The 12236-nt window shown below is 72.4% G+C and carries 11 protein-coding genes; 5 read left to right on the top strand and 6 right to left on the bottom strand.

What is annotated here, in order from left to right:
• Positions 1 to 99: 99 nt before the first annotated feature.
• Together ACZ4XX_RS25835 and ACZ4XX_RS25830 are read right to left on the bottom strand one after the other, a co-directional pair.
• Positions 100 to 588 (bottom strand): peptidase inhibitor family I36 protein, encoded by a 489-nt coding sequence (locus tag ACZ4XX_RS25835; RefSeq protein WP_468510247.1) that lies wholly within the window; start codon positions 586 to 588, stop codon positions 100 to 102.
• A 159-nt stretch (positions 589 to 747) separates the two neighbouring features.
• On the bottom strand, positions 748 to 1683 hold the full coding sequence (locus ACZ4XX_RS25830; protein ID WP_468510246.1) for a hypothetical protein: 936 nt from the start codon (positions 1681 to 1683) through the stop codon (positions 748 to 750).
• Positions 1684 to 2190: 507 nt separating this feature from the next.
• On the opposite strand from ACZ4XX_RS25830, the gene ACZ4XX_RS25825 reads away from it, so the two are divergent.
• Positions 2191 to 3735, top strand: a complete 1545-nt coding sequence (locus ACZ4XX_RS25825) for a family 43 glycosylhydrolase (protein ID WP_468510245.1) — start codon at positions 2191 to 2193, stop codon at positions 3733 to 3735.
• 39 nt (positions 3736 to 3774) lie between these two features.
• Here ACZ4XX_RS25825 and ACZ4XX_RS25820 read toward each other — a convergent pair whose 3' ends face one another.
• The gene (locus ACZ4XX_RS25820; protein ID WP_468510244.1) at positions 3775 to 4752 is read right to left on the bottom strand and encodes a helix-turn-helix domain-containing protein; all 978 of its coding nucleotides are present in this window, start codon (positions 4750 to 4752) and stop codon (positions 3775 to 3777) included.
• A 282-nt stretch (positions 4753 to 5034) separates the two neighbouring features.
• On the opposite strand from ACZ4XX_RS25820, the gene ACZ4XX_RS25815 reads away from it, so the two are divergent.
• The 3 genes from ACZ4XX_RS25815 to zwf all read left to right on the top strand — a co-directional run bounded on the left by ACZ4XX_RS25815 (position 5035) and on the right by zwf (position 8615).
• Positions 5035 to 5925, top strand: a complete 891-nt coding sequence (locus ACZ4XX_RS25815) for an oxygenase MpaB family protein (RefSeq protein WP_468510243.1) — start codon at positions 5035 to 5037, stop codon at positions 5923 to 5925.
• A gap of 188 nt (positions 5926 to 6113) precedes the next feature.
• Positions 6114 to 6956 (top strand): universal stress protein, encoded by an 843-nt coding sequence (locus tag ACZ4XX_RS25810; RefSeq protein WP_468510242.1) that lies wholly within the window; start codon positions 6114 to 6116, stop codon positions 6954 to 6956.
• Positions 6957 to 7163: 207 nt separating this feature from the next.
• On the top strand, positions 7164 to 8615 hold the full coding sequence (zwf, locus tag ACZ4XX_RS25805) for a glucose-6-phosphate dehydrogenase (protein ID WP_468510241.1): 1452 nt from the start codon (positions 7164 to 7166) through the stop codon (positions 8613 to 8615).
• A 49-nt stretch (positions 8616 to 8664) separates the two neighbouring features.
• On the opposite strand, the gene ACZ4XX_RS25800 is transcribed toward zwf, so the two are convergent.
• The 3 genes from ACZ4XX_RS25800 to ACZ4XX_RS25790 all read right to left on the bottom strand — a co-directional run bounded on the left by ACZ4XX_RS25800 (position 8665) and on the right by ACZ4XX_RS25790 (position 11093).
• Positions 8665 to 9222 carry a cytochrome b gene (locus ACZ4XX_RS25800; protein WP_468510240.1) on the bottom strand — a complete coding sequence of 186 codons (558 nt, stop codon included), beginning with the start codon at positions 9220 to 9222 and terminating at the stop codon, positions 8665 to 8667.
• A 132-nt stretch (positions 9223 to 9354) separates the two neighbouring features.
• Positions 9355 to 10038: a YqeB family protein gene (locus ACZ4XX_RS25795; protein ID WP_468510239.1), complete on the bottom strand. Its 684-nt coding sequence runs from the start codon at positions 10036 to 10038 to the stop codon at positions 9355 to 9357.
• 224 nt (positions 10039 to 10262) lie between these two features.
• Positions 10263 to 11093 carry an alpha/beta fold hydrolase gene (locus ACZ4XX_RS25790; protein ID WP_468510238.1) on the bottom strand — a complete coding sequence of 277 codons (831 nt, stop codon included), beginning with the start codon at positions 11091 to 11093 and terminating at the stop codon, positions 10263 to 10265.
• A gap of 538 nt (positions 11094 to 11631) precedes the next feature.
• Here ACZ4XX_RS25790 and ACZ4XX_RS25785 point away from each other — a divergent pair.
• On the top strand, positions 11632 to 12063 hold the full coding sequence (locus ACZ4XX_RS25785; RefSeq protein WP_468510237.1) for a subtilase-type protease inhibitor: 432 nt from the start codon (positions 11632 to 11634) through the stop codon (positions 12061 to 12063).
• Positions 12064 to 12236: the final 173 nt, after the last annotated feature.

Raw genomic sequence — 12236 nt, 5'->3', positions numbered from 1 at the left:
CCCCCCCCCCCCCCCCCCCCCCCCCCCCCCTCCCCCCCCCCCCCCCCCCCCCCCCGCCCCCCCCCCCCCCCCCCCCCCCGCGCCCTGGAGTGGGGGATGTCAGCAGGCGGAGACCCACAGATGCGATCCGACCCGGTCGTTGACGAGCTCGCCCTGGCCGTGACCCGGGCTGAAGAACGTCAGGCCGGACGCGCCCAGGTCGGGAATCGAGTGCCCCTGGTGGAGGCAGACCCACGAGCCGTTCCAGTCGGTGTCACGGTAGAGCTTCACGTCCTCGGCGACGCCGGGGTAGCCGTTGTTCCAGACGTCCGAGACCTTGTCGCGGCATCCGGCCCAGTTGGCGTTCTCCTTGTTCCAACGGCAGTGGAAGCCGCCCGCGTGGGGGTGCTCCCAGGCGTAGAGGAAGCCGTCCGGTCCGGGAGCCGCCGCAGGGGCGGCGGCCGCCGGTGCCGTGGCGGCGGATCCGGGTGCGACCGCCGCGGACGCGACGACTTCGGACGCGGTGCCGAGGGCGTCCGCGACCGGTGCGGTCAGCAGGGTGAGGGCTCCGACGGCGAGTGCCGTCGTGAGGGCGCGAGAGATGCGCATGATGTGTCTCCTTCTGGGATGCCATGGACGCGATGGATGGCATGGGTGGGTGGGTGGGTGAGTGAGTGAGTGGGGTGGGGTGGCCGGACCGCTGTTCGTGACGCGGCCGGCCGGCCGCAGCGTGCGCGGGGCACGCGGCGGAGCAGAGGGGCAGGCGGGTCAGGCCTGCGGGGCGTCGCCGACGATCAGGCGTGCGCGGGGCAGCGCGGCGGCCCTCAGCCGGTCCCGCGTCTCCACGTCGGCGCGGTACTCCTCGGCGAGGAGCCGTTCGTGGTGGGCGTCGAGACGCCGGGCCGTGCGGGACAGCGCCGACTCCCCGGCGCATCGCGCCTCCGCGAGAGCGAGGCCGATCTCGCGGTCCTTGGGAAGGGGGCGTACGGGGGAGAGCGCGGCGGCACGGGCGGCCGCGGGCGTGGCGAAGGCGTACCCGATACGCCCCATGCACCGCTGCCACACGCCGACGCTCTTCTGATAGCCGACGTCGGCCACGACCCGGCTCCGGAGGATCTGTCGCAGGGTGCCCACGCGGGTCGATGACCGGAACCAGGCACCGAGGTCTCCGTACAGCCGCTGCTGAGCCTCCGCGACACAACCGCTGTCGCTGCGGCGCAGGATTCCGCCGCCCGGGAGGCGTACGGTCAGCCCGTCCGGGGAAGGGCCGTTGGCGGTGACGAGAGCCGTCGCCTTGCGGTCTGCCGGCAGCGCGGCGAAGTAGGCGCGGTTCGGATCGCTCCTCGCGAGAACCTCCCGTTGCTGCCGCAGTTCGGCGCCGTAGCCGTGCCGCCGTGCCCAGGCCGCGTCGTCGACGACGTAGGGGAAGAGCGTGGTCTCCGGCTCGTCGCCGAGGGGGAACACGCGGTACGTGAATCCGTGCCGGCCCATGCAGTCGCGCAGCAGCCGTTGCTCGGCGTCGTGCAGCAGTCGGTCGTCCGCGGTGGCCCCCACGGTGCCGATGGGGCGCGATGGGGGCGGCCGTTCGCCTGCCGGCGGTCCGTCGGGGCCCGGCAGCACGGTGACGGAGAGGGCGATCGTGGCGCAGGTGACCGCCACGGCGGCGGCGGGCAGGGAGCGGCGGGCACGGCTGTTCCGGGGCATGGGGGTCTCCTGCGGTGGTCGAGGTGCGGTGCGGTCCCGTGACGTTCGATCCATCGGTGCGGGTGCACCGTGGTGCCGCGTTCTGCGGGTGCGCCGTAGCGGACAGCGGGCAGCGGAGGGCACCTGGGGAGGCAGAGGATCGGGACGTCCGGTCGAGGGGCTGCCGTAGAGCGGTGCGGCGGCCGGACAACCGAAGTCTGTGCCGTTCGGCGAGCGGGCCGCAAGCGGGTCCCGGATGCTTCGGTGAAGTCGGGATGCCGCGGGATTCCCACCCCTCTGACCTGCGGGGACGTCCCTGTCCCGGGACACGGGTGAGCCCGGGACAGGGACGGCGGGCACGCGGTCCGGCCATCGGGGCAAGGCCCCGCTCGTCCCGACGGCCGCACAACGCGGCGGCCCCGGCGTCGTTCTAGTGATGTGCCCCGCGCGTCCAAGGCGTGGGGAGGGGAGCGTCGTCGACGGCGTCGTCCGCGAGCGCGCGGCGGCCGGAGCGGAAGGAGCCGATCCGTGCACTACCGGACCAAGCCAGGAGGCGGACTGTTCCGCCGGGCGGGCGCGGGGCGCCGCCCGGCCCTCGGGGCGATCGGCCGGGGGATCGGCGGGTCGACTGTCCTTCCCCGCCCGGGCCTCGCCGTGACCATGGCGTCCCTGGGCGTAGCCGCCTGTCTGGCCGCGTTCCCCGCCGGAGTCACGACACCCGATCAGGTCCGGGCACCGGCGGCCGTACCGGACTCGCTCCGTGGGCGGACAGCGGTGGCACCCGGGTTCGTCCCCGTCGGTGCCGCCGCTCCCTCCCCGATCGGACCCGTCCTCGACCAGGAGTTCGCCGACCCGGACGTCGTGGCGGTGGGCGGGGTCTTCCACGCCTACGCCACCAACGTCGCCGGCCGGAACGTCCAGCACGCCACCTCGACCGACCTGGTCCACTGGACGGTCGACGAGAAGGACGTCCTGCCGGTGCTGGGCGACTGGGTCAGGCCCGACCCCCCGCACGACGTCTGGGCCCCGGAGGTCTTCGACAACGGCAACGGATTCACCCTCCAGTACACGGCGCGCGACCGCGTCGGCGGGCGCCAGTGCATCGGCGCCGCCCTGGCGTCCTCGCCCGACGGCCCCTTCCGGCCGGCCGGCGGCGGCGCCCTGGTCTGTCCGACGGAGGCGGGCGGCGCGATCGACGCGTCGAGCTACACCGAGAACGGCACCCGTCACCTGCTCTGGAAGAGCGACGGGAACTGCTGCCGACTGGACACCTGGCTCCACATCCAGCCCGTCTCGTGGGACGGCACGCGCGTCACGGGGGAGCCGGTCCGGCTGCTCAGGCAGGACCGCGCCTGGGAGGACGGCCTCGTCGAGGCGCCCACGCTCGTCAAGCGCGACGGCCGCTACGTCCTCCTGTACTCGGCCGGCGACTACCGCACAGCCGGTTACGCGACGGGCTGGGCGATCGCCGACACCCTCACCGGCCCCTACGTGAAGGGAGACGAGCCCCTCCTGACCACGAAGTCCTTCGCGGGGGTGATCGGCGGACCGGGTGGCCAGGACGTCGTGACCGGCCCCGGCGGCCGGGACCGGATCCTCTTCCACGGACGGGGCGCCGACCCCTCACGACGCGCGCTGTACGTGGCGGACATCGGCTTCGCGGACGGCCGCCCGGTCGTCCGGGGCAGCAAGACGCTCCACGAGGCGGAGCTCGCCCGGGTGCACCGGGCGACGGTCCGCGAGGCGAAGGACGCGTGGGGCGACCGGGCCGTCGGGCACATCGACGAACCCGACAGCTTCGTGGAGTTCCGGGTGTACGCGGCCTCCTCGGGACCGCACACCCTGACCGTCCGCTACGGCAACGGCTCGCTGGACGCGGCGGGTGCGCCGGCCGCCGCGACGCACGGCCTGACGGTCAACGGCGCGGCCGCGGGCGTCGTCGACTACCCGTACACGGGCTGGGACGCGTGGCAGCCGCGCGAGGTCCCGGTGGAGCTGCGCGAGGGGTGGAACACGCTCCGTCTCTCGAAGGGGGACCGCTACACGGAGTTGGACGCCGTGCAGGTGGCGTAGGGGCGCCACCGCATCGTCGAGCAGGCCCAGGTCTCTCGCTCAGGCCCACTTCTGTCGGACGGTCCGGTCGCAGGACAGCACCCGCAGACCTTCCGGGCTGTCGTCCAGGCAGCGTCGGGTCGCCGTGCTGCGGACCTCGAACGACGCGTCGCTCCCGGCGCCGACGGTCCAGCGCTGGGAGGCGGCCGGGCCGCAGGGCCCGGTGCGCAGGCCGTCGACGCCGTGATCCAGACACTCGCCGGTCGCATGGTTCCGGAGCTGCGTGCCGCCGTCCGCCGTGGTGCGGACGGTCCAGCGTTGGTACGACATCCCGTTGCACGGGAAGGAACGCGTGCCCTTGTCGAGACTGTCGTCGAGACAGGCGCCCGTGGCGCGACTCACGAAGATCCGGTCGTGCTCCCGCGCGTCCGACGAGCCGTGCGCCGCCGCGGGCGGAGCGTCGTCACCGGGTGCCGGGGCGGGAGGCCGTACCAGTACGACACTCCCGGCGCCCAGCACCAGACCGAGTACGGTCCCGGCCAGGGCCCACGCGGTGCGCCCGGTCCGGAAGGAGGAGCGACGCTCCGGGGGTCCCTCGGAGGTGGAGTCACCTGCCTGACGGCCGGGGGAGTCGCCCACCTGACGGCCAGGGGAGACCTCCGCTTGACGGCCGGGAGAGTCGCCCACCTGACGGCCGGAAGAGTCCCCTGCCTGATCGCCGCCGGCCGCGGGCGGCGGCGGTACCGCGTCCCGCTGACCGGCCCGGTCGGCCTGCACCGGTCTGCGCTGGCTCCGGTCGGCCGCCTCCCACAGGTGCCGGAAGTCGGCCGGGTCGCCGTCCAACGCCCTGCACAGATCGTGGACGGTGGACCAGGGCGGGACGGTGCTGCCGCAGAAGTACCGGGACAGCGACGAGTCGCTGATGCGCACACTCTCTTCGAGGGCGCGGAGCGTGCGCCCGGAACGGCGCTGGAGGTCGCGCAGCGCCCGGCCGAGCACCAGAGCCGGTGCCATGTCGTCGGACCGGTCCGCAGCCATGAGGGCGTCCTTCTGTTCGGGCCGCACACGAGGGTGCGGTCAACCGGCCGCGCAGGCGGGGAACATGCTGTTTCAGCAGTTCAGAACCGTAGAATGCGGCCGATCTTGGTGGCAACCGGATCCACTCTCCCGGAGGAGACCGGCCACTGCGGTTGACACGGCACCCGCCCGTCACCGCCCGCCGCCCGTCACGGCCGGTCTCGGTTCGCAGCTGATGCTCCCGCCGCAGGCAGCGGCGGTGTCGGCTCGGCGTTGCGCGTGCCCGCGCGCGAGGATGGAAGCGTGAACACGTCCGGGAAGTCGGGGCCGGGCCTGCGCGAGCGGGTCGGCACCAGCCTGTTCAGCCACGTCGCCGGACCCGCGGGAGCGCAGAACCGGGCCCGTATCCACGGCACCCCCGGCCCGCGCTGGTTCGGCCCCGAGCGGCCCATCCGCACCGTCCACGGGGACGCGTCCATGTTCATCGGCGGTCTGAGCGCGCTCCTCCTGCAGTCCCTGCACCCCCGCGCGATGGCCGCCGTCGCCGGGCACTCCGGCTTCCGGAGCGACCCCTGGGGACGCCTTCAGCGGACCAGTACCTTCCTCGCCTTCACGACCTACGGCGCCGCCGAGGACGCTCAGCGTGCCGTGGACCACGTCCGTGAGGTGCACGAGCGGATCAGGGGCACCACCCCCGCCGGCGAGCCGTACCACGCCGCCGACCCGCACCTGCTGTGCTGGGTGCACGTGGCGGAGGTGGACAGCTTCCTCCGCGCACACGAGCGTTTCGGGGCGGACCCGCTGGACGGCGCCGGGTACGACGCGTACATCGCCGACGCGGCGCGGGTGGCCCGCGCCCTCGGCGTTCCCGACCCGCCGCTCGACCGCACCGCCCTCGCGGCCCGGCTTGCCCGCTACCGCCCCGAACTGCGCGCCACGTCGCAGGCCCGGGACGCGGCCCGCTTCGTCCTCCGCGAACCTCCGCTGCCATGGGTCGCCCGCGGCCCCTATGCCGTACTCGCCTCGAACGCGGTCCGGCTGCTGCCGCCGTGGGCCCGCACGCTGCTGGACCTTCCCATGGCACCGTACGTGCCGGAAGGTCTCGTACGGGTGTCCGGACGGGCGCTGACGGGGACGATCCGGTGGGCGATGGGGTCTCTCCCACCCCGCGAGGTGGCCACCGCGCCGCGCTGACGGCTCCGGGGACGCGCTCACCGCCCCGACCACGGGCCCACGAGCGACATCTCGACCACTCGGCCGTCCGGCACCCCCGGTGTCCGCACTTCAGGTCGTCCGGCATCCCCGACCGCCCCTGCCCCCTGGTCGCCCGGTCGGCCTGCCGGGGGGTGCCGGACTCCCGTGACGGCTCCACAGTGGGGCCCATGAAGCAGATCGCAGTAGGAGTGAACGGGTCCGGCGGCAGCCTGGCGGCGGTCGACTGGGCAGCCGAGGAGGCCGCGTCGCGCGGGGTGGGGCTTCAGCTGGTGAACGCCTCGCTGTGGCCGGAGCACGAGGTCGCCGCCGTACGGGAGTCACGGGACGTCCGCGCGGAGCACGCGCGAGCCCTGCTGACGGAGGCGAGCGAGCGAGCCCGGACGGGTCACCCGGGCGTCGTCACCGCCACCGAGGAGACCGAGGACGCCCCCTCCCGGCTTCTGCTGGCCCGTTCTGCCGATGCCGAGCTGCTGGTCCTGGGTTCACACCGTGCGGGCAACGGCTCCGGATACGTCTCCGGCCATGTGGCCCAGGAGGTCCTGGCCGCCGCGGAACGCCCGGTGGTGCTGGTACGAGAGGGAGACAGCCCGGGCGGCTACAAGCGGGTCGTCCTCGGCCTGGACGCGCATCACCCCTCGGACGAGCTGCTGGGCTTCGCCTTCGACTTCGCGGCCCGCCGCGAGGTACCCCTGCACATCGTGTCGGCCTGGCACTCCACCCTGCCGCACCGCCGCGAGGGGAAGGGTGGATCCGAAGCGGCCGCGAGCCTGCGCACGGCGCTGTCGGCCGCCACGGAACGCCACAGGGATCGGTTCGCGGAGGTCGACGTCACCGAGGAGGTCGTCCACGACAGGCCCGGCAGTGGTCTCCTCGACGCAGCCGCCGGAGCCGGACTGCTCGTGGTGGGCCGCCGGATGCGGCGGGCCGTGGCGGGCACGCACATCGGCGCCGTGACCCAGACGGCCCTCCATCACGTCGCCTGCCCCGTGGCCGTCGTCTCCCACGCCTGAGGCGACGGCGGGCCCGACCCCTCGCGGCGCCGCGGTTCTCGATCGACGCCTCGACGCCTCGGTGCACCGGGCCACCCCGAGCCGGGTGCGCCGACTCGGTGAACGGGGCAGCCCCGAGTCGGCTGCGCCGACTCGGCGAACCCACCGGCAAGGTCCCCCCTCCGACGCACGGCCGGTTCGGCGGCCGTGGCGAAAGGAAGATCCGACGTGGCCACACCCCCCAGCTCCGGCGGACCCACCCCCGACGACCACGTCATCGTCATCTCCGGTGCCACCGGCGACCTCGCCCGCCGCAAACTGCTGCCGGGCCTCTACCACCTGGCCAGAGGGGGACTGCTCCCCGACCACTACCGGATCATCGGTTCGGCCCCCGCCGCGGTGGCCCTCACCGACGACGCGTTCCGCGCACACGCGCGCGAGGCGGTCACCGAGTTCGGCCGGACCAAGCCCGAGGGCCGGGAATGGCAGGACTTCGAGAGCCGGCTGGCCTTCGGCGCCGCCGACCCCGAGGATCCCGGCCCGCTCCTCACCGCCGTACAGGAGGCGGAGCGGGCGATCGGCGGCAGTCCGAGGCTCCTCCACCACCTCGCCGTACCTCCTCAGGCGTGCGCTTCGGTCGTGCAGATGCTCGGCGCCTGCGGGCTCGCCCGGAACGCCCGCGTGATCGTGGAGAAGCCCTTCGGTACGGATCTCGCCTCCGCCCGTGCCCTCAACCAGGCCATCCACGCCGTCTTCGACGAATCCCGCGTATTCCGCATCGATCACTTCCTCGGCAAGGAGTCCGTCGACAACATCCTCGCCCTGCGCTTCGCCAACGGACTCCTGGAACCGGTCTGGAACCGCGACCACGTCAGCCACGTGCAGATCGACGTCCCGGAACACATCGACATCCAAGGCCGCGCCCACTTCTTCGAAGGCACCGGCACCTTCCGCGACATGATCGTCACGCATCTGTTCCAGCTCCTCGGGTTCGTCGCGATGGAACCGCCGGCCACCCTGGACGCGAACTCCCTGCGCGCGGAGAAGGACAAGGTCTTCCAGAGCCTGCGCCCCCTCGACCCCGCCCGGGTGGTCCGCGGACAGTACGAGGGCTACCGCGACGAGCCCGGGGTCGACCCGGCCTCCGACACCGAGACCCTCGCAGCCCTGCGCCTCGAGATCGACAACTGGCGCTGGGCGGGCGTCCCGTTCTACCTCCGCTCAGGCAAGGCACTCGCCGAGAGCCGTCACGTCATCACCCTGGGATTCCGCGAACCGCCCCTGCGCATGTTCCCGCTGGCCGCCCGGGAATCCGCCGACGGCCGCCACAACGAACTGGTCATCGACTTCGACGACCCCGGAAAGATCACCGCGCGCTTCCTCGCCAAGCGGCCCGGCCCCGACATGCGTCTGGCCCAGGCCGAGATGGTCTTCGACTACGCCGGTTCCTTCACCCAGGACCACGCATTGGAGGGCTACGAGCGCCTCATCCTCGACGCGATGCTCGGTGACCAGTCCCTCTTCACCGACGCCGCAGGCATCGAACGCCTGTGGGAGGTGGCCGCCCCGCTGCTGCAGTCCCCACCGCCGGTCGAACCGTACCCCCCTGGATCCTGGGGACCGGACAGCCTGCAGCACCTCATCAGCCCCCACCGCTGGTACCTGCCCGAAGGCGGCTGACGCCGCGGCCGAGGGCCCCTCGAATGCGCCGTTCCCCTGGGGCCCGCTCTCACAGCATGCGGGCCAGCAGACGGTCGCGGTCGATCAGCTGGTGCTTGAGAACCAGTCCGACGTGCGCCGCGACAGCGACGTAGAGGAGCACCTGGGCGGCGATGTGGAGGGGGAGCAGGTCGTCACCGGACAGCAACAGGGCGAGGCCGGTGGCGGGCGCGGCGAACGTGGCCACGTACAGGACGAGTTCCGTGGTGTGCGCGAGGCGACGTTCCCCGGCGGTGAGGGTCGGCGCCCACGGCGGAAGGGGTGTGGTCAGCCGCCAGACGAGCCGGGTGATGCCCAGCAGGAGCACGGTGCTGCCGAGTACGACGTGAACGGTGAGCAGTGCGTCGTCCCCGAAGGGGGTGTACGCGTCGCTGTCTCCGCCTCGGCCCCGCCCCCTCCCGGAGTCCTCCCCCCTGCCTCGGCCGCGTCCCCTGCCTCGGCCGCCGTCGTCCGGGTCCAGGAGGTAGCCCACGGCGAACTGCGCGGCGATGGCCGCGAACAGCGCCCAGTGCAGGGTCTTGGTGACGATCCCGTAGCCGTGCGGACCGTTTCGCAGGTCGGAGCCCATGGCTCCAACGTGCCTCATCCGTAGGGCCGGGGCCCGTCGCGACACCGCAACGTCCTTCTTGCGCCGCACGGAAGGGACGCGTGTCCTCTGTCGACGCCCCGCCGTCGCGTGTCGGGGGGAAGGCCTCCGCGTTCACACCCTGCGGTACTGCTGGGCCCTTCCGCGGTCCCGCACGCTGATGCCTCGTGCCCGCAACTCCTCGCGGGCTTCGTCGGCAGCGCCGGTCCGGTCGTCGGCGATCGCCCGTCGGCGCTTCCGCAGCAACGCGTGGGTGCGGTCGTCGAGGCCCGGTGTGTTGTCGATCCAGAGGGTGTACGCGGATTCGTTCGGGTCCACGGTGCCGCACCAGGGATAGCCGTGCTGCTCGAACGCGGACCGCAGGCGTCCCACGAGGCCGCTGTCGACCCGGGTACGGACGTGTTCGGCACCGTCGGCACCACGCAGTACCAGATCGTGGCCGTCGGTGAACACCTCGGCGATCTCGGCCCGTTCTACGTGGCGACCGCCGTCGTCGTCGTGGACGACGATGCTGTCGGCGCCCACCTCGACCACGGGGTTCTCCGCGCGCCAGACGACCCCCAGCCATGCTCCGGCCGACGCGCCGACGAGCGTCAGCACCGGGACAGCCCATCCGAGCGGCAAGGCGGCCGCCAGCCTGAGCGGGCCCGGCACGGCGTCGAAGAGGCGGATCATCCAGTCGGCGACCGGGCCGACGGCGAACGCGACACCGACGCCGAGCCCGGCACCGACCAGGATGACGCCCCACAGCCACGCCTCCGGCAGCCGTACGGTGACCGGGGGTTCCTGCTTGACCATCGTCGCTCTCACTCTCTCGGTCGCCGTCCCCTCGCCCGGGTCCGACCCGGTAGCTCCTCGGCCAGCCTCACAGGCCCGCACCGGGCCGGACATCGGCCGAGAGTCTCCGAGTCGCCTGTACGAGTGAGACTTTGGTCGCGACCTTCGGCCGACCTCCGGAGAGCGACGACCACCCCTTCACCCCTTCACCCGTTCAATCCTTCACCTGTTCATCCGCCACCACTTCACTCCTTGACGAAGGCGAGGAGGTCGGGATTCACGGTGTCGGGATGCGTGGTCAGCATCCCGTGGGGGAGGCCCTCGTAGCTCTTGAGCCGGCCGTTGCGCAGCAGATTCACCGACAGGGGTGCCGAGTCGTCGTAGGGGACGATCTGGTCGTCGGTGCCGTGGGCGACCAGAACGGGTACGTCGATCTGCTTCAGGTCCTCGGTGAAGTCCGTTTCCGAGAATGCCTTGATGCAGTGGTAGTGCGCATGGGCCGCGCCGCTCATGCCCTGTCGCCACCAGTTGTCGATCACGCCCTGGGACACCTCTGCGCCCGGGCGGTTGTAGCCGTAGAACGGCCCCGCCGGAACGTCGACGTAGAACTGGGCGCGGTTGGCGACGAGCGAGGCCCGGAAGCCGTCGAAGACCTCGATCGGCAGGCCGCCCGGGTTGGAGTCGGACTTGACCATGATGGGTGGGACCGCGCCGACGAGTACGGCCTTCGCCACCCGTCCCGGCTTGGCGCGGGCGACGTACCTGGCGACTTCACCGCCCCCGGTCGAATGGCCGATGTGGACGGCATCGCGCAGGTCCAGCGCGTCGGTCACCGCGGCCACGTCTGCCGCGTACGTGTCCATCTCGTGGCCGGTCGAGCTCTGGCCGGAACGGCCGTGCCCGCGCCTGTCGTGCGCGATGACCCGGTAGCCGTGCTCCAGGAAGAAGAGCATCTGGTTGTCCCAGTCGTCGCCGCTCAGGGGCCAGCCGTGATGGAACACGATCGGTTGCGCGTCGCGTGGCCCCCAGTCCTTGAAGAAGATGCCGGTGCCGTCTTGCGTGGTGACCGTTCCCACGGAATTCCTCCGCCCAGATGTGCTGATGAGATGGCCTCGGTGGGTCTGCCCCAGCGGGTCTGTCCACGGGAAGGGGCAGCCCGCACCTTCGGCAGGCAGGGCTCCCGCGGAGCGGCCGGCCTGCCGAGCTGCGGCCTTGTTGCAGAAACATACCCGTAGGCGGCATTTATCTCATTTGGTGCAGTATGCGGGAAACTGTGCCGGCGCCGGGATGTCCGTCCGGCGGCCTCGCGTGCCGACGACCGTCGTTAATCGGTCGTACTGAACGACCGGTCGGTAAACCTGACGCGTCCTTACGCAGGCCGGCGGCTTCCGTGGGGCTGGAGTGGGCGGGTGCGGGCCCGCCGCGGGGGAGTCCGGAGCGGGGTCTGACCTGCCGAATGTTCATTCGATCATCGATAGATGGGTCCAGGTGTCCGGATAGCGACCGCGAAGATGCGATCGCTCTACGTGTCAGACAGACTCCGAAGCGCAAACGAGGCGGTGATCGAAAGGTAGATGACGCCTCAACCCTTCGAATTGAAAGTGAGTCCCCATCATGCTTCGCCGTTTCGCTGCGCTCTCCGCGTCCGCCCTCCTCTGTCTCGCCGGCACCGCGGGTGTCGCGGAAGCCCGGACCGACAGCCTGTACGCGCCCTCCGCCGTCGTGCTGAGCATCAGCAAGGGCGCGGACGCGAGTTCGGCGACCGTCCTGCGCGCAGTGACGCTCAGCTGTGCGCCGACCGCCGCCGGAACGCACCCGGCCCCCGAGGCCGCCTGCGCCGAACTCAAGGCCACCTCCCAGGGCGGCACCTTCGAGGGGCTGCTGGCCTCACCCGCCCCGGACCGGATGTGCCCGCAGCACTTCGACCCCGTCACCGTCACCGTGGACGGAGTGTGGGAAGGCGCCCGGGCGTCCTGGCAGTACACCTTCGGAAACGCCTGCGCCATGGGGGTCACCCTGAACGGAGGGGCGGCCTTCGCTTTCTGACGGTCCCGGCCGGGTGGGTCCTGTGGTCGTGGCGTACCTCTGCCGCGACCACGGATTTCAGCATCTTGCCCCTCGAAGCGTCTCCGGCCGCCCCGCCCGCGTACCGTCGCTCGACTCGACTCGACTCGACTCGACTCGACCTCGCCCGTCGTCCTCGCGGCGACGGCCGGCGC

The organism is Streptomyces sp. NPDC029956 (genome assembly GCF_055574655.1).
Note: the sequence above shows the minus strand (reverse complement) of the source record. Positions and strands in the feature narration are given on the sequence as shown.

Coding starts and splice junctions, on each gene's coding strand:
- ACZ4XX_RS25835 (WP_468510247.1), bottom strand. CDS start 588: ATGCGCATCTCTCGCGCCCTCACGACGGCACTCGCCGTCGGAGCCCTC.
- ACZ4XX_RS25830 (WP_468510246.1), bottom strand. CDS start 1,683: ATGCCCCGGAACAGCCGTGCCCGCCGCTCCCTGCCCGCCGCCGCCGTG.
- ACZ4XX_RS25820 (WP_468510244.1), bottom strand. CDS start 4,752: ATGGCTGCGGACCGGTCCGACGACATGGCACCGGCTCTGGTGCTCGGC.
- ACZ4XX_RS25810 (WP_468510242.1), top strand. CDS start 6,114: ATGAAGCAGATCGCAGTAGGAGTGAACGGGTCCGGCGGCAGCCTGGCG.
- ACZ4XX_RS25800 (WP_468510240.1), bottom strand. CDS start 9,222: ATGGGCTCCGACCTGCGAAACGGTCCGCACGGCTACGGGATCGTCACC.
- ACZ4XX_RS25795 (WP_468510239.1), bottom strand. CDS start 10,038: ATGGTCAAGCAGGAACCCCCGGTCACCGTACGGCTGCCGGAGGCGTGG.
- ACZ4XX_RS25785 (WP_468510237.1), top strand. CDS start 11,632: ATGCTTCGCCGTTTCGCTGCGCTCTCCGCGTCCGCCCTCCTCTGTCTC.